Origin of the sequence: Oribacterium sp. C9 (assembly GCF_002007235.1) — a bacterium.
Lineage (GTDB): Bacteria > Bacillota > Clostridia > Lachnospirales > Lachnospiraceae > Oribacterium.
The window spans coordinates 1-16,639 of record NZ_MUHW01000037.1 but is presented as its reverse complement, the minus strand read 5'-3'; the positions used below and the strand labels follow the sequence as shown (position 1 = coordinate 16,639).

General features: G+C 41.9%; 14 protein-coding genes. 3 read left to right on the top strand and 11 right to left on the bottom strand.

Features of this window, described 5'->3' with window-relative positions; genetic code table 11:
- The 5 genes from BXO88_RS15480 to BXO88_RS15460 form a co-directional block, all read right to left on the bottom strand.
- Positions 1-1,268 (bottom strand): zinc ribbon domain-containing protein (locus BXO88_RS15480; RefSeq protein ID WP_139355626.1); only part of this gene is annotated, 1,268 nt, incomplete at its 3' end.
- A gap of 219 nt (positions 1,269-1,487) precedes the next feature.
- Positions 1,488-2,258, bottom strand: a complete 771-nt coding sequence (locus tag BXO88_RS15475) for a response regulator (protein ID WP_078038628.1) — start codon at positions 2,256-2,258, stop codon at positions 1,488-1,490.
- A 125-nt stretch (positions 2,259-2,383) separates the two neighbouring features.
- The gene (locus BXO88_RS15470; RefSeq protein WP_078038627.1) at positions 2,384-5,458 is read right to left on the bottom strand and encodes a response regulator; all 3,075 of its coding nucleotides are present in this window, start codon (positions 5,456-5,458) and stop codon (positions 2,384-2,386) included.
- Between the two features lie 13 nt (positions 5,459-5,471).
- On the bottom strand, positions 5,472-7,076 hold the full coding sequence (locus BXO88_RS15465) for an EAL domain-containing protein (RefSeq protein ID WP_078038626.1): 1,605 nt from the start codon (positions 7,074-7,076) through the stop codon (positions 5,472-5,474).
- 113 nt (positions 7,077-7,189) lie between these two features.
- The gene (locus tag BXO88_RS15460) at positions 7,190-8,374 is read right to left on the bottom strand and encodes an MFS transporter (protein WP_078038625.1); all 1,185 of its coding nucleotides are present in this window, start codon (positions 8,372-8,374) and stop codon (positions 7,190-7,192) included.
- Between the two features lie 351 nt (positions 8,375-8,725).
- Here BXO88_RS15460 and BXO88_RS15455 point away from each other — a divergent pair, with 351 nt between their 5' ends.
- The 3 genes from BXO88_RS15455 to BXO88_RS15445 all read left to right on the top strand — a co-directional run bounded on the left by BXO88_RS15455 (position 8,726) and on the right by BXO88_RS15445 (position 11,428).
- Positions 8,726-8,941 carry a DUF6465 family protein gene (locus tag BXO88_RS15455; protein WP_139355625.1) on the top strand — a complete coding sequence of 72 codons (216 nt, stop codon included), beginning with the start codon at positions 8,726-8,728 and terminating at the stop codon, positions 8,939-8,941.
- Between the two features lie 197 nt (positions 8,942-9,138).
- Entirely contained in the window at positions 9,139-10,833 is a 1,695-nt protein-coding gene (locus tag BXO88_RS15450; protein ID WP_078038623.1) for a methyl-accepting chemotaxis protein, read from the top strand.
- Between the two features lie 184 nt (positions 10,834-11,017).
- Positions 11,018-11,428: a DUF6465 family protein gene (locus tag BXO88_RS15445; RefSeq protein WP_078038622.1), complete on the top strand. Its 411-nt coding sequence runs from the start codon at positions 11,018-11,020 to the stop codon at positions 11,426-11,428.
- Positions 11,429-11,616: 188 nt separating this feature from the next.
- Here BXO88_RS15445 and BXO88_RS15440 read toward each other — a convergent pair whose 3' ends face one another.
- The 6 genes from BXO88_RS15440 to BXO88_RS15420 all read right to left on the bottom strand — a co-directional run bounded on the left by BXO88_RS15440 (position 11,617) and on the right by BXO88_RS15420 (position 16,330).
- On the bottom strand, positions 11,617-11,859 hold the full coding sequence (locus BXO88_RS15440; RefSeq protein ID WP_078038621.1) for a helix-turn-helix transcriptional regulator: 243 nt from the start codon (positions 11,857-11,859) through the stop codon (positions 11,617-11,619).
- A 230-nt stretch (positions 11,860-12,089) separates the two neighbouring features.
- The gene (gene aat, locus BXO88_RS15435; RefSeq protein ID WP_078038620.1) at positions 12,090-12,758 is read right to left on the bottom strand and encodes a leucyl/phenylalanyl-tRNA--protein transferase; all 669 of its coding nucleotides are present in this window, start codon (positions 12,756-12,758) and stop codon (positions 12,090-12,092) included.
- Positions 12,759-12,773: 15 nt separating this feature from the next.
- Positions 12,774-15,026 carry an AAA family ATPase gene (locus BXO88_RS15430; protein ID WP_078038619.1) on the bottom strand — a complete coding sequence of 751 codons (2,253 nt, stop codon included), beginning with the start codon at positions 15,024-15,026 and terminating at the stop codon, positions 12,774-12,776.
- A gap of 27 nt (positions 15,027-15,053) precedes the next feature.
- The gene (locus tag BXO88_RS15425) at positions 15,054-15,353 is read right to left on the bottom strand and encodes an ATP-dependent Clp protease adaptor ClpS (protein WP_078038618.1); all 300 of its coding nucleotides are present in this window, start codon (positions 15,351-15,353) and stop codon (positions 15,054-15,056) included.
- Positions 15,354-15,453: 100 nt separating this feature from the next.
- On the bottom strand, positions 15,454-15,612 hold the full coding sequence (locus BXO88_RS16605) for a hypothetical protein (protein WP_168171747.1): 159 nt from the start codon (positions 15,610-15,612) through the stop codon (positions 15,454-15,456).
- A 274-nt stretch (positions 15,613-15,886) separates the two neighbouring features.
- Positions 15,887-16,330 (bottom strand): type IV pilin protein, encoded by a 444-nt coding sequence (locus BXO88_RS15420; RefSeq protein ID WP_078038617.1) that lies wholly within the window; start codon positions 16,328-16,330, stop codon positions 15,887-15,889.
- Positions 16,331-16,639 lie beyond the last annotated feature (309 nt).

Here is a 16,639-nt window from a genome sequence, read left to right as displayed (position 1 = left end):
GTCTCCTGCTCTGATGCATCTTCTGCAGTTTCAGACTCCGCTACAGTTTCTTCGGCTTCTTCAGATTCATCTATCTCATCCTTAGATTCAACTTCTGAATCTGTGGTTTCGTCTTCCGCAGTCTCCTCAGTTTCCGGTTCTTCTTCTGAACTGTCTTCCTCGGTTTCTACTTCTTCCGGCTCTGCTGCAGCCTCCTGCTCTGATGCATCTTCTGCAGTTTCAGACTCCGCTACAGTTTCTTCGGCTTCTTCAGATTCATCTATCTCATCCTTAGATTCAACTTCTGAATCTGTGGTTTCGTCTTCCGCAGTCTCCTCAGTTTCCGGTTCTTCTTCTGAACTGTCTTCCTCGGTTTCTACTTCTTCCGGCTCTGCTGCAGCCTCCTGCTCTGATGCATCTTCTGCAGTTTCAGACTCCGCTACAGTTTCCTTCTCAGAAGTATCTTCTGCAATTTTAGACTCCGCTGCAGTTTCTTCGGCTTCTTCAGATTCATCTATCTTATCCTTAGATTCAACTTCTGAATCTTTTTCTGTCGTTTCGGAGCCTGAATTCTCTTCTGACGTTTCATCTTCATCACCGAAGATATAGTCGTCATCTTCCTCCTGCTGCGCTGTCTCTGCTTCACCGTTCACTTCAGATTTCGCATCCTCTGCTTCCTCGACGCTTTCAACAGCCGCCTCTTCTACAGTATCCTTCGAAGTTTCTGAAGTGATAACTTCCTTATCGTCAGTCTTTGCTTCAGCTTCAAGCTTCTCATCCTCTTTTTCTTCAGCTTCCAAAGCTTCCTTCGAGATGACTTTTTCCTCTACGAGTTTCTCAGCAACGGCTCTGCTATGGCGTTCATGTTCAGCCATCTGCCTTCTGAGTTCCTCTTCCGCCTTTTTTCGTGCCAAGGCATCGGCTTCCCTTGCCCTTTCCTCAGCAGCACGCCTCATTTCGGCTATTTTCTTCGTTCTCTCAAGCTGCAATGCTTTCTTATACAACTCATCAAGCTGATTGAAATCTGCTTCATATGATTTCTCTTCAGCATTGTTCTCAACAACCTGATTTCCCTTTCGGATGATAGTATTGTTATGAGTTTTCGCAGCCGCCTGAGCTTTCTCTTCTTCCATCTTCTTTCTGAAGGTAGAAGAATTATAAACCGGAAGATCCTGTTTATGATTTATCTTTGTTCTTTCGATAGGCGCAGACACAACAAACAGCATTCCGCAATTAGGGCAGAATGCTGAATTGTCATTTATTTCTTTTTTACAGTTATTACAAATCATGTGGCTGCATCAAGTAAATAAAAATTTACATACGACCAAAAAAATCCGGTCCCTTTCTCTTTAGGTTATATTTATATGCTACTAGTCATTTATAAAAATAGCAATATTTTTTTGAATTCTAAGACTTTTGCATAACTATTTGATCGTATGACGCCGCTATATAGCTCAAAACTTTACTGTTTCGTGCTTTCTCGGTCAGCCACATTATAAAAGCCGACATCACTTCTGCTGGCTATGGAAGAAATCATTCACTCTCGATACCAGCTGCTGCTGATCCAGTGTCTTCAGAAGATAGCCGTTTGGTCTCATGGCCATAACTTTCATAACACTCTCAGTGTCGCTCTTTCCTGTAAGAAAATACACCGGTATGTTTTTGGTTCTGTCGTTCTGGCGCAGAGTGGTAAGTACGGATGGTCCATCCATGACAGGCATCTCATAATCAAGAAGAATAAGCTCCGGAGTATGTCTGTCCAGATAATCTATGGCCTGAGGTCCTGAATTCACAATTGTCACATCATACTTTCCGTACTTCTTCAGCCAGCCGCTGGAAACATCCAGAAATGTGCTGTCATCGTCAACCAGCAATATCTTATGATTGACCTCGGCATTTAACATCTCATCACTGATAGTACGTTCACGTCTGAGCTGATCTATCAGGATCATGACATTGGCAGGATACGGCATCTCTATCTTCACCATATACTCAGGAAACACTTTATAAAACTCCTTATATTCTCCCGGCTTTCCTACCGCACACACGATTCTGTTGGAACAAATGGACTTTAAGTAATCAAATACCTCCACATCAGCAAAGCTCATGCTGTCGAGATACATGATAAGCACCCCTGCATCTTCCACCTTTGCGGCGATCTCTTCCTTATCCAGCGCACAGGTTATAACTGTGTATCCGTTGTTTTTCAAAATACGTATCATGGCCTGAGCCATGAAATTCAGATTACTTCCTATGACCAACGCGTAGCTGAAATACATTTCCCTTCCTCCGGTTTCTCAATTAGCAATTCTGTCAATGAATACTTTATGATGTTTGGACACGAGCCTTCACTCATTTATCTCCAACTTTGAATGCTCATCAAATCGAACATCTATCGTTCTATTCATTTCAATGCAACAAGTTCCGACAGCTTCTGCCAGTCGGGTCCCTTTGCCGCATTCGTAATATCTTTATATATTATCTCATATTCTTCCGCTAAACGGTATCCTTTCATCATTTCCAGCATCATTTTCAGGTCATCTATATCATAGGCTTCTACAAAACCTCCCAGGGTAACGATGAAATCGTTCCATTCACCCTCCGAAAGTTCCGGAAGATCTGATACATCAACTTCTTCAGTATGGAAGCAGGGTTCCAAAGATGCATACAGTTTTTCTGCAAGGTCGATGAGTTTAGGAGTATCATTTACGATGACATCCATTTTTTCATTGTCACCTGCCGCCTCAAGATCCTTAGCAAGGGCAGACAGCTCATTGGCCCCTATGATTCTGGCAGAACTCTTCATGGCATGAACCTTGATGGTGTAATTTTTGATATCTGCCTTGTCATAGTTTTCCTGAATTATCCTGATATTGTCCTTCAGGCTGTCATAAAAGCTCTTAAGTGCTGTCATAAATCCTTCAGCAGAGCCGCAATGCTGGAGTCCATCCTCTATGGAGATCTCCTTCACATTTTTCAACTCCTCCGGAAGCTCAACCTGAGCCTCAGGCTCCTCTGTCATATCTTCCTCTTCGTCAATATTCTCCTCCTGAATAAGTTCAGGAGAAAGGTAAAATCTCAGCTTCTTCTCCAGAAGTTCCGCATCGATCGGTTTCGTTATGACATCGTCGAAACCGGCCTTCATGTACTCCTCTATGGCTCCGGTGACAGCATTGGCAGTAAGACAGATAAAAGGAGTATACATACATGGATCGCCGTCGAGCTCCTTCATCCTGTGAAGAGTCTCGATTCCATCCATGACAGGCATACGATAGTCGAGGAAGATAATGTCATAGCGGTTATTCTTGACAAGCTCTATGGCTTCCTGTCCACTTTCGGCAACATCCACATTGATCCTGTTCTGCTTAACCAGTGCCTTTATAACTGTGAGGTTAAGAACAGTATCGTCAACCGCAAGTATCCTTGCTTCAGGTGCTATAAATGCTGCACCCTTCTTCTTATAGGACTCTCTTCGTTCCTCGATATTGACCTCGCCCATAGGAGACGGTGACCTCACTGCCTGGGTAAGTGTAAATGAGAAAGTGGAGCCTTTTCCGTACACACTGTCCACGTTAAGGGAGCTCTTCATCTGTTTGAGGAGCTTCTGCGTGATATTCATACCGAGACCTGTTCCCTCGATGGTTCTGTTCCGCTTTTCATCCAGTCTTTCAAAGGCTTCGAACAGCTTGTTCTTTTCCTCGTCCTTGATACCTATACCCGTATCTTCAACGGAAAAGTTCAGTACGACCTCCATAGGATTCAGGTTTTCTATCTTTATTCTGAACCATACCTTACCCTTTTCGGTATACTTAACGGCATTAGTCAGAATATTCGTGATGATCTGCTTGATACGTATCTCATCTCCGTATAGAACCTCCGGTATCTCCGGATCCGCTTCCAGTATGAGCTGCAGCCCCTTATCATCGGCACGCTTTTTTATCATATGATATAGATCCCGGAGCATATCCGCCATCTTGTACTCAATAGGAATGACCGTAAGTTTTCCTGACTCAATCTTCGAGAAATCAAGGATATCGTTGATGATACCCAAAAGCTCCACTCCGGCATTTCGTATATCCAGCGCATAGCTCTTAACTGTGGCATCAACCCCTTCTCTCAGGATCATCTCATCCATTCCCAGGATAGCATTGATAGGGGTTCGTATCTCGTGAGACATATGGGAAAGGAAGGATGATTTAGCCTTGTTTGCGCTCTCCGCCTTTGAGATGGCTTCATTGAGATCGTCGGTTATAGCCTGCAAAAACGTACTGGTTCTGTCTGCAAGAGGCACTACACCCTCAGTATCGGTCGTACTGAGCACATCCATATAGTCCACATGCTTAATATATTCCGGAATGCCCTCTCTTATGCCCATGATGACACTGGAGACATTGTGAGTTCCTCCAATTCCGTCATGGAACAGGAACTGTCCCTTACCTCTTATATACTGCAGATTCTCATCTATATTCTGGAAAGCCTTAAGTTCTTTATCCTTGAACATCTGCCTCATATCACTACCGAACAGAAATGAACTTTCCGGGACAAATTCCGCAAATCGGTTGACCTTGTATGCTATCTCACTGAAGATACTGTTTTTATTTCCGGAAGAAAAGCTCACTATATCATCAACCCTGAAATGCCCGAGGAAATAGAGCTCTCCCGCCTCATCATATCTGTAAGGAATTCTGCTTATAAGTTCATTCTCTCGCTTCAAAAGAAAAGGGAACTCTCTTATATTATCGAGGAGATATTCATCCGGCTTTATATTCAGGTATCTGCTATATATGTCTATAGCTTTCTTTCCGTCTATCTTTTTTATTATGGTTTCGCCAATGCTTATATCTGAGCCTTTGTTCCTGACCTCTACCTCAAAATTCTTTCCAAGCGGTCTCCAGCCTGTCAGAAGTTCAGTATGTACCAATATCTCTTTTCCGGACAAAATGATTCCGACGATGCCTCTTCTCATCTTCTCATTCTGCCATACATAATGAGTTTCCGATTCGACATTTTCAAAATCTGCTGTCCATATCCCTGCGGCAGGTATGCGATGAGTCTTTTCAAAATTGCCCAGTTGTTGAGATATCTTCGTGGAACTACCCGCTGCAAAAAGAAGTATACATGCAGGATCCTGAATATGCTTGACCCTGTCGGACAGCTCTTCCATAGCCGCATCTTCACTGATATCACTGAATGAATAGGAAAACGGTGTGATGCAGGACCTCTCCATAAGGCAGAAAGATACTCTGAGATATTCGTTATATTTATGAGAGGCTCTCTGATGAATACCTATCATATTTATATTTGGATATTCTTTCACCACCAGAGAAAGCACCGAATTCAGTTTCTCTTCTGAAAAACCATTTACCGTGAAAACAAGGAACATATTGCCCTTGGGTTTATCCTTTATAGTCTGATTCCATTCCTGAAGGATGGTTCTCATCTCCTCACCCTGGAATAGTATGAATGTTCTCTGTATCATAACTTATAACCTCTTATAAAAGGGATCCCGCATTCAGATCGATATTGATGATTCCCACCAGAAGCATTTCCTTACCATCCAGATTTATAGGAAGAAGAATATACTCCTTTTCCAGATACTGTCCGTTTTCCATCTGAGTTTTATACAGATGAGAAAGGTGCTTTGATTTGAGTTTTGATATCTTGGTCTTTACACTGTCGATATCCATGAATTCCATAAAGCTTGCTCTCTGGTCAGGGTGGATCACGTCATTGCACCAGGTAGAGATGGCCTTATCTATCGCCACTCCCTCTGTAATCCCACCATAATCAGTAGTGTTGATATAGGTATTCCTTACTATCTTATTCTCGTAGTCAATGAGATCAAATCTGTCGAAGATCGCATAGACCTCCTGCATGGACTTAAACAGAATGTTAGTGGTGTCTCTGCTTTCATCCTGTATGATCACAGTCCATATTACAAATGCAAATGCTCCCGTCTTCGGATTGTCAGCTATAAAACTTGCTTTAAGATTTATCATCCTTCCTCCGAAGAGATATGAAAACTTGAGATTCTTTCCTCCGTTTTTCAGCTCTTTGATAAAAGGACGTATTCTTTCCTGGATTATACCCGATTTTTGATTCATGATACGTTCTGCCGCTTCCATATCGAGTTCCCCCAGCATCGACAAATAATATTTATTCGCCTCATTCTGGTATAAATAAGTTATGACTCCATCCTTATACTCGAACACAGCCATAGCTTCTCCCTTAAAACTATCTCCTCCGATAGAGTCTTCTATGGATACCTGACCTATGGCATTGTAATAATCTCTTTCTTTTCTGGACTCTATTTCAAAGCCCTGAAGCTTCAGTTCATCCAGAGCCATAGGTTTGCAGAAATAATAGCCCTGTATCATCTCGCAGCCCAGATCCTTGAAAAAGATATATTCCTCCTCAGTCTCAACTCCTTCTATCAAAGTACTGAAATGGAGCCTCTTGACCATATTTATGAAATAGGCAATGATTTCCTTTGCTCTTATAAGTTCATCACCATCCATTCCATGAAGGAATCTCACATCAAATTTAACAACATCATAGCTTCTCTTAAGCGCAGTAAAAGTAGAGTAACCATGTCCGAAATCGTCCAGCCATCTCTCATGTCCGGCATCCAAAAGTTTGAGCAGCGCTTTCTCTATCTCTGAATTATCTTTCAGTATGGATTCTCTGACTTCGAGGCACAGAATATCTGCAGTAATATCATATTCTCTCTCTGCGGCTTCAAATACCTTACATATATCGCAGTTTAAAAAGTCAGATTTGGTCAGATTGATAGATACAGAAAAGATTTCATATCCTCTGTCCATCGCCACCCTGGTATCCCTGCATACTTCCCAGACAACATAAGAATCCAGCAGATGAAGCTTTCCTGCTTCATCAAGTGCCTTAATGAAAACTCCGGGACTCAAAAATCCATAGACCGGATCGATCCATCGTGTCAATGCTTCTGCCGCGCAGATCTTACCTGTCATGGTACGTATGATGGGCTGATAGTAAATCTTGATATATCCCTCATCAATAGCTCTTTCTATATTATCAACTATGTATTTATTAAGCTCCTCCTCTGATATCGTGACCATGCTTCACCTTTCCTTATTGATTTATACTATGGTCATAAGACCGGCATCACTACCCTGTGTTTACATGTATTCCACCCTGTAATCCGCAAACTCACTAAAGCTATGCTTCTAACTTATCCTTTTCTTCTCTTCCTCATATCAAACACAACCGGAAGTGCAAACAGCAGATCCAGCGCAAGTATAACCGCAAGGATCCTGAAGGAGCCGGTGAATCCGATGGCAGTCTCCAAAAAGCCAAATGCCGCCGAAATAACTGTACCACCGACTCCTGTAGCAACTGTTATCGCAGCTATGACTGTGGCAGTCTTGGTTCCACTGAAATCCGCTGCATATGTAAGTACGTTAGGATATACCGCACCACAGAAAAATCCCATGCAGAATACAAGTACAAATGCCAGATATTCATTGGTGACAGCGGAAAGAACTGCAAGGAGTATCGCTGCTCCTGTCGGCGCTGCGCAGAGCAGGAAGCGCCTATACTTACAGAAATAACCGCACAGTATTCTGGAAGGAATCATAGCCATCCAGAAAAGTGATACCGCAAAATAACCTCTTTCAGAATTTACATGATCGTGCATGAAACCATTCAGGAAGAAGCCAACACCGTTTTCCACACCCACATATATAAACATGATGATGCAGAGAAGTGCCACCCCTCCAAAATAGATCTCATTGCCTGAAGCAGCTGCTGAGCCGTCATCAGACACTTCTCCATCCGAAAGCTTCTCTCTCGGTTCAAAGCTTATCTTCCACAAAAGTATGGCGAGTACAAAGGATATGATACAGTCCGAAGCGAAAAAGCTCTTCCATCCAAAGGAGTTATTTATGGCTGCTCCCACTATGATCGGTGCTATTACCGCGCCAAATGCATACATGGCTGTGATGCCACCCATTCTCTTATGTTTCGTAACGGGATATGCGTCATCCATTTCCGCTATGGCTACATACTGTATGATGCTTGTTGCAAAGCCCAATACAAAGACTCCCACCGCAAACGGCAGTGAATCCGTAGCCAGAAGAATGATGATTCCCGAAAAGACTCTCATGGCAGTGAATAAGGTAAGCATTATCTTCTTACCGGCTTTATCGGCGATGGATCCCAGCAGAATGGGCGCTATCATGGTCGCAAAAAGCTCCACTGAAGCTATGACTCCCTGTGCGCTGTGATCCAGTGCATACTCTTCTCCTATGTATAGAAGTGATGCCTGGTATCCCCCGGTCTCAAAACCGTTCATAAAAATAGATGCCAAAAGCAAAACAGATAGGTCATTGATATTTTTTCTTTGTCTTCTCTCCATAATCGACACCTGCTCTTTTTAACTGTTCGGACGTCTGAGACGTACCGTTCCATAATTTGCAGCAACTAATCCCTGTTGAAAGAAAATCTCACAAAAATCCTTACTATACATATTTTTTTATCGGCATAAATCCGATTTATAAAATAGCTCCCGATATTTTTTTGTAGACTTACGAGAATAATGTCTCGGCTTGTCTTAATTCTGCGGCACAATTGACAAACTTATTCATTAAAAATATAATGTACTCGTTTAAACATAACTTTTGACGCAGGAAGTACTTAATCAATGAAGTCTGAGTACTTCACATCATCTGTGGGCATCTGCTCACGCAGTATTATGGAGGGGATAATTATGGCAACAAAAGCAACCGGAGTTAAGTCTACAATTACTTTACAGCTCAACGGAAAGGATTACGATTTCAACAAGATCGCGAAGGATTCTGTCGCTGAAGCACAGAAGATCAAGAAGGACGTTAAGGCAGTTAATGTTTATGTCAATGCTGCTGATTCTGCTGCATACTACACTGTTGACGGTGCAGGAAGCGCAGATTACAAGATCGCTCTTTGATCTCATAGTATAGTAGATATTAGTTTTAGAAGATAAAAAATGGGCAGTTTATCAAATGATGAACTGCCCATTTTTTATTATTTATAAATTATTCAAAAAATATTTTTACCTGTTAATATTTTTGGTAAATTTAGCCGATGTTGATAAAAGCAGCAAATAAATTATTTTTTTGTATATACGAGTAGTGAGGGAACAACATGTTTAAAGACCTTAGCATCAGAACCAGATTTACCATGACACAGATCGTCATAACTATCCTCATCGCAATCATGATGATCGTGGCTTTAGTTTCTTTCCGTCAGATGAGCTCTAAAATGAAGCATTTCGGAAATGTTGAATACGAGAATACATATGCAGAACTGGTAGTTAGAAAAGACCTTAACGCTACAGCAAAGCGTCTCCTTCTGGCACTTTATCAGTCAGAGATCGAGAGTAACTCTCCCGAAAATCAAAGAAAGGATTTCAAAAAGCGTTTTGGCAACATGCAGTCCTATCTTGACAATATCATCAAGACCTGGGATGACAAGAATGTAACGGCAGATCTTCAGAAGAAATTTGATACCTATACAGCTGCTGCTTATGAACTTCTGGACATCATCGAATCCGGCGACAAGCAGGCTGCCATAGCTTATTTTGATGAGAATTTCAGTACTGCAGACAGCTCGCCTCAGATGCAGTTCACAAATGCCCTCGATGACATAGGTGTACAGTGCGAAGCACAGTCAGCAAAGATAATTGAAGAGTCCGACGTTCTGAACAATATCGTTACCATCGTTATTCCTGTCACTTTCGTTATAATCATAGTTGCAAGTACAGTTATCTTTACTCTTCTTTCAAGAAGTATAACTACCGGTGTAAACGTTGTAGTACACGCTATGCAGAAACTTGAAAAGGGTGAATTCGACATCGAGATCGACACCTCTAAATTTGGTAAGGACGAGATCGGTACCATGGTTACAGCTGTTGATAATACCTCCACCCAGACCTCCAGTGTCATCCAGGATATCTGTAATATGCTCATGGAGATGGCCAAAGGAAACTTTGCCGCCAAGTCCGGTTGTGCAGATCAGTATATAGGTGATTATTCAAACATCATCCGAGCTTTTGGTGATATCCACAGCAACCTCAGCGAGATCTTCAGAAAGATGAACGATGTAGCCGCAAGTGTAGAGACCGGATCCAGTCATATCGCTAACGGTGCCATGTCACTTTCACAGGGCTCTACCGAGCAGGCTTCTACTCTCGAAGAGCTTTCCGCTACAGTTCAGACCATCAGAGATAAGGTCAATGTCAATGCCAAGACTGCAAATGATGTTGAACAGTTCTCTGCAAATGTTGCTGAAAGAATCAATGCTGAAAATGAACAGATGAGCCGTGTTAAGGACGCGATGGATGAGATCGCAAACAAGTCCAATCAGATCGAGAATATCATCAAGACCATCGATGATATCGCATTCCAGACCAACATCCTCGCACTTAACGCCGCAGTTGAGGCTGCCCGTGCGGGTGCTGCAGGTAAGGGCTTCGCCGTTGTTGCAGATGAGGTACGTAACCTCGCCGGTAAGTCGGCTTCCGCTGCTTCAGAAACTTCAGCTCTTATCGAGGATACCATCTCTGCTATCCAGAATGGTTCCAAGCTCATTACATCCTCTGCCGAGAGCCTTAATGAAGTTAAGGAAAGTTCTGAAAAATCAAAAGAGCTTGTTGCAAATATCGCAAACGAAATGCAGCGTGAAGCTGTATCCATCGCAGAGATCACAGAAGGTCTCGAGCAGATCGCACAGGTCGTACAGGAGAACAGTGCTACTGCTGAGCAGTCATCCGCTTCCAGCCAGGAGCTCAACAATCACGCTACAGAATTAAAGAATATGGTCGATCAGATTATCGTATAATCTGACATCCATAATAAATACCCATCCATAAAGGGCAACGCCACCATCGGTTTACTGATGGTGGCGTTTGCTTTTGTACTGCAATTATTTACGATTTAATCAGTTAAAGTGTTGACATAACTTTTACACAGAAATACAATCAAAAATATTAAAGCTTTTATTCTATATAAGGAGATTTAAGATTATGGCAACTACCAAATCATCTGTTACTAAAACAACCAAAACAACAGCTCCTGCTCCTAAAGCTGTTCCCGAGCTTAAGGCTCCGACAGCTCCTGCAGAAGCAAAGAAAGAAGAAATAAAGAAGGCTGAACCTGCAAAGAAGGCTCCTGCAAAAACTGCCGGTAAGGCTTCTGCAGCTAAGAAGGCTGCACCTAAGGCTGAGAAGAAGGAAGTCACCGTTAAGTCTTCTGTTACATTACAGATCAACGGTACAGACTATGATCCTGCAAAGATCCAGGAGGATGCTGTTGCCGCTGCAAAGAGCAAAAAGGCTGATGTAAAAGATGTAAAAGTATATATCAAGGCTGATGAATCTGTAGCATACTACACCATAGACGGCGAAGGTAGCGCAGATTACAAAATCGAGCTGTAAAAGCTCTTCCTGCTCTATGACATTATACGTCATGAGTTTCTCATCATATCCTGAAAAGGCTTATTGAAGGCATCTTAAAACCTTTCATAAAAGAGCCCCCGTTAGATTATTCTAAATCTAACGGGGGCTCTATCATGAATCTCTATACAGTCAAAAAATATGCTCAAAATACTCGTAAAAAAAGATGCTCACGCTGCATCTGCCTTGTTCCTGTCAGAAACATAGGCAACTATATCATCAACCTTCTGACCAACAAGTTCAGCAAATAAAAACAGATTGTCAATACTTGGGAGACTGTCACCTCTGAACCAGTTGTAAATAGATGTAGTTGATATATTCATCTCCTTGCAGATGTCCGCAACAGAGTAATTACTATTTTTTACAGCCATACGTAATAGTTTGCCTGTAGCTTCCTGATCTATAAAACTCATTTGTCACCTCACTATGCCCGTGAAAAAGGTCTTCACAAAGAATAATTTTACCATATGTGTTCTTTAAACGCAAAAAATACATATTATTTTCAATTATATCCGCTTATGAAAACTCGTTTATGGCATCTCATCTAGGAAAAATATATTCGTGTACATGATTTCTTATTCGACAGGAATCATAAAAAATATAAGAAGCCAATTAAAGATCATCCTAAACGGATTAACTGATTTTAATTATTCTCCCAGTCCTCATCTATTCCCTCTTCCAGAAGTTTGCAGTATTCATCGTAGCTGATATAGCACCCTCCCATACTCTCCAGATGATCCGTATGGAACTGACAGTCTATCATGTTGAACCCATGCTCTTCCATGAGTTTTGCAAGGAAAATCAGTGCAAGCTTTGACCCGTTTTCTTTCTCGCTGAACATGCTTTCACCAAAGAAGCACCTGCCTATGGAAACTCCGTAAAGACCTCCTGCAAGTTCACCATCTATATAAGATTCAACGCTCATGGCATATCCGGCTCTAAAAAGTCTCCCATATGCAGCTTCCATTTCGTCTGAGATCCAGGTACCTTCCTTGAATTCTCTCTGCAGTCTGCACCTGTGCATGGTATCCCCAAAGTCTCTGTTCATCTTAATGTTTATCTCATGATGCCTGATAAACTTCCTCATGGAATGTGAAACATGTATCTCTGAAGGTCGAATGATGTATCTCTTTTTAGGGCACCACCATAATATTTCCTCACCGGGGTTGAACCACGGAAAAATTCCATGCGTGTATGCAAGAAGAAGGCGATCCAGCGACAGATCGCCACCTACTGCCAGAAGTCCGTCATCCTCCGCCTCCGACGGTTGTGGGAACCATATTTCTTTTTCGTCTAATTGATATATCGCCATAATGTTCCTTACTTTTTAATTCACATCACTCTTTATCTGTTTTTTCATCCTATGCTGAGCGATAAACCGTACTGTGAACTTCTCACCCTTAACATCAAGCTCGCACTTTCCACCCTTCTTTAATCTGCCAAAGAGTATCTCATCTACAAGGAGTGTTTTCACATCATTTCTGATAACTCTGTCTATCTCTCTCGCGCCGTACTCCTTGCTTATTCCCTTTTTCTTCAAAAGCTGAACAGCCAAAGTGGTGAAGCTCAGTTCAACCTGCTTCACGCTAAGCATTGAACTCAGTTCAGATAACTTCTTTTCTGCAATAAGTCCGGCCATAGTCTCATCCATGCTGTTAAACACAACGATCTGACTAAGTCTGTTACGGAACTCCGGTTGGAACACTCTTTTTACCTCTTCCATGAGAGTATCCTTTGTGCCGTCCTGTGCAAGGAAGCCTATACCTGATTTGCCCAACCTGCTGGCTCCGGCGTTGGAGGTCATGATGATGATCACATTTCGGAAATCAGCCTTACGTCCCTGATTATCCGTCAGAGTCGCATAGTCCATAACCTGAAGCAGAATATTAAATACATCAGGATGCGCTTTTTCTATTTCATCAAGAAGCAGCACAGAATTAGGATTCTTGCGTATCTCCTCTGTCAGAAGACCGCCTTCTTCATATCCCACATAACCTGCAGGTGCACCCACGAGCTTTGCAACAGAATGCTTCTCTTCGTACTCACTCATGTCAAAGCGGACAAGTGATACACCCAGTTCCTTTGCGAGGGTTCTGGCGATCTCAGTCTTGCCGACACCTGTAGGTCCTACAAACAAAAGACTTGCAAGCGGCTTTGTTTCCTCTATCATTCCAGCCTTTGAGAATTTTACAGCATTAACTACCTGCTTTATGGCTTCATCCTGCCCGTATACCTGAGAAAGCATCCTCTTTTCCAAAGTAGCGAGACCTGCAAGATCATCAGTTTTAGCCGCTTCTACAGGCACTCTGCATATCTTCGTGAGCACCTCATTGATAAGGTCCTTACCCACTGTCTGCTTCTTCTGCTGAAGCGGATGTATCTTTCTGTATGCTCCGGCTTCATCTATGAGGTCGATTGCCTTATCCGGAAGGAATCTTTCATTAATGTATCTCTGGCTCATTCGTACCGCATACTCAAGTACTCCTTTCCCATAGGTCACTCCATGGAACTTCTCGTACTTCTTTTTCAGCCCTTCAAGAATTTTGATAGCCTCATCGATACCGGGTTCTTTTATCTCTACATTCTGAAATCTGCGCACGAGACTCTTGCTCTTTTCAAAATGTTTTTTATACTCTTCAAAGGTTGTAGCACCGATAAAACGGATCTTTCCTGCAGCGAGATACGGCTTCAGAATATTGGCTGCATCAAAGCTTCCCTCACCGGTGGCACCCGCCCCAAGAAGGTTATGTATCTCATCAACATAAATTATCGGATTGTCTTCTTTTTCTATTTTGGAAAGAATCTTTTTAAGTCTCTTTTCAAAATCTCCGCGATACTTGGTTCCTGCAAGAAGACTTCCGAGATCCAGAGAATAGATTCTTGCACCTTTTAACGGGTCAGGAACATTACCCTCATTCAGCAGTCTGGCGAGCCCATATGTTATGGCTGTTTTACCTACACCCGGTTCACCCACATGCAGCGGATTATTCTTATCCTTCCTGCAAAGTATCTGGATGGTTCTCTCAAGCTCAGCTTCCCTTCCTATGAGAGGGTTGACGTTTTCCAGCATATCATTGATGCACGGGGCGTACTCGGTCACTGTCTCATCTTCCCTTTTTTCTTCTGTGTGTACATCATTCAGCATTGATTCATCTGACTCTTCATAAGTATCCAGAAGTTCCTCTATGAGCGACACCTCATCAACTCCCTGCTGGTTCATATAGTAAACAGCAAAGCTCTCCTTCAGGTTGAAGAAAGCATGTACAAGATGCGAAAGTTCCACAACAGTCTTACTGCTGTTCACCGCCTGATTCTGTGCCATGGCAAATGCTATCTGCATGCCTGCCGACATCTCAGGCTCCACATCTGATACCTTCTCTACATACTCGTCGAGATATCCTTTTAAATCAGATGTTAATGTCTCTATATCTCCACCACAGTTTCTGAAAGCCAGACTGAAATTATCATCAGAGCACATTGCGAGCAGCACAAGCTCCGGTGTCACATACTCATAATGCTTCTCTGTTGCCATCATGAATGAGCTGTTTATAATTGCTGCAACCTCTTCTGTTACATTCATTAGTGTTGTCCTTTCAAGTGTGTTGTTTTATGTTTCTTCCACTGTGATCTTAAACGGAAAGCCTGCTTCCTTGGCCCGCATTCTTGCAGCATTGACTTTCGATACAGCGATGTCAAAGGGATAGCATCCTATGACTGCCTTACCGCCTTTATGTACAGTAAGCATAAGGGTCTCAGCTTCTGTACTGCTCTTATGGAATATATCCATCAAAATCTCTACCACAAATTCCATGGTCGTGAAATCATCATTATGCATGATGACATTGTACTTTTTAGGTTCCTGAATTTTTATGTTTGTTCTTTCTTTTGTTGCGCCTTGTGTTGCCATTGGACCGCCTTTTCTTTATTTATATATGATCATTTATATCATATCATTTAATCTTCTCAAAACAAGAAAAGGTCTTACAGGGCTACCTGTAAAACCTTTTCTACGTCTCAGTTCTGACATACATTCTGTTGAATATTTCCTGTTTGATATATAATACGTTTCCGTTTTCCAGATGTACTTCGTAGTACCTGCCCTTTTTTAAGTTTGTAATGCATGCTGTTACGCGATTCTTACCGTGTCTTGATTCATATAATTTCATCGGGAACCTCCTCTTTAGTAAATACTTGTCGCGTATGATAACATACTTTTTTCTAAGGCCTTGTACTAATTCGGGTACAATTATCCCTTTTGATTCAAATTTGTTGACATACACAATCATTATGGTCTTAGGAGGTATTTTATACAATTTTTGAACGGCTTTTTTGTCTATTACGACAGCTATCTCTTTTACATATTGTGCATATTGCTGCTTTTCCACATCTAATTATAGTGCATTATGCGCGTTTATGGGCTTTTCTTGCTGTAATCTATTCTTAATCATATGGCGTGAAGCTGTTTATGGTTCCGTCAAAAGATCCGTTCCAGTTCACGTCCCACTTTTTAAACACCTTATCCCCCATACATTTTTTACTGTTCTTATTTCTGATTGGTGAATCCACACTCCAGTTCGCAATATTTATATCTATTTCATTTTCATAAGGAGACGGCTGAGTAATTCCTTCATATCCTGGAATGAACTTTCCTGTTGCAACATCATAAGTTCCCACATCTTTATATGTCTGCTCATCCGTATTGTAGTTTTCCATATACCAAGCCATGGCAGCCGCATACGCAGCTCTGGCATTTGCCTGATTTGTTGCAAGTCTTGCCTTCTTGATATGATCTGTAAAGACAGGTATGCTGACTGAGACAAGTACGCCTATGATAGCTACCACTATTAAAAGTTCTGCAACTGTAAACCCTCTTTTTTTACACATTCTATCCCTATACTCTCCCTTCGACTTTTCCGAACTAAAAAAGTTCCGATGCTTACATCGGAACTTCTAAAGCTTTTATCTATATAATCATGCCTTGAAAACTGTACACCACATGTTAATAACTTATTCTTTAGTAATTCATCTTTCAGGTTTCAGTCTGCTCTGTCAGCAGCCTGAAATTTCGCTTTGCGAAACAGTATTTCTTCGAAATACTGCCATATCGTTCCGGAGTTTTTTGATAAAAACTCCTCCTCTCCAGCAAATTCAACCTATTGGTCAAACCCTCGACCTATTAGTAACTATCACCTG

Bases quoted from the DNA above. Each gene is read 5' to 3' on its own strand.
- BXO88_RS15475 (WP_078038628.1), bottom strand. From the start codon at position 2,258: ATGTATTTCAGCTACGCGTTGGTCATAGGAAGTAATCTGAATTTCATG.
- BXO88_RS15470 (WP_078038627.1), bottom strand. From the start codon at position 5,458: ATGATACAGAGAACATTCATACTATTCCAGGGTGAGGAGATGAGAACC.
- BXO88_RS15465 (WP_078038626.1), bottom strand. From the start codon at position 7,076: ATGGTCACGATATCAGAGGAGGAGCTTAATAAATACATAGTTGATAAT.
- BXO88_RS15460 (WP_078038625.1), bottom strand. From the start codon at position 8,374: ATGGAGAGAAGACAAAGAAAAAATATCAATGACCTATCTGTTTTGCTT.
- BXO88_RS15455 (WP_139355625.1), top strand. From the start codon at position 8,726: ATGGCAACAAAAGCAACCGGAGTTAAGTCTACAATTACTTTACAGCTC.
- BXO88_RS15450 (WP_078038623.1), top strand. From the start codon at position 9,139: ATGTTTAAAGACCTTAGCATCAGAACCAGATTTACCATGACACAGATC.
- BXO88_RS15445 (WP_078038622.1), top strand. From the start codon at position 11,018: ATGGCAACTACCAAATCATCTGTTACTAAAACAACCAAAACAACAGCT.
- BXO88_RS15440 (WP_078038621.1), bottom strand. From the start codon at position 11,859: ATGAGTTTTATAGATCAGGAAGCTACAGGCAAACTATTACGTATGGCT.
- aat (WP_078038620.1), bottom strand. From the start codon at position 12,758: ATGGCGATATATCAATTAGACGAAAAAGAAATATGGTTCCCACAACCG.
- BXO88_RS15430 (WP_078038619.1), bottom strand. From the start codon at position 15,026: ATGAATGTAACAGAAGAGGTTGCAGCAATTATAAACAGCTCATTCATG.
- BXO88_RS15425 (WP_078038618.1), bottom strand. From the start codon at position 15,353: ATGGCAACACAAGGCGCAACAAAAGAAAGAACAAACATAAAAATTCAG.
- BXO88_RS16605 (WP_168171747.1), bottom strand. From the start codon at position 15,612: ATGAAATTATATGAATCAAGACACGGTAAGAATCGCGTAACAGCATGC.
- BXO88_RS15420 (WP_078038617.1), bottom strand. From the start codon at position 16,330: ATGTGTAAAAAAAGAGGGTTTACAGTTGCAGAACTTTTAATAGTGGTA.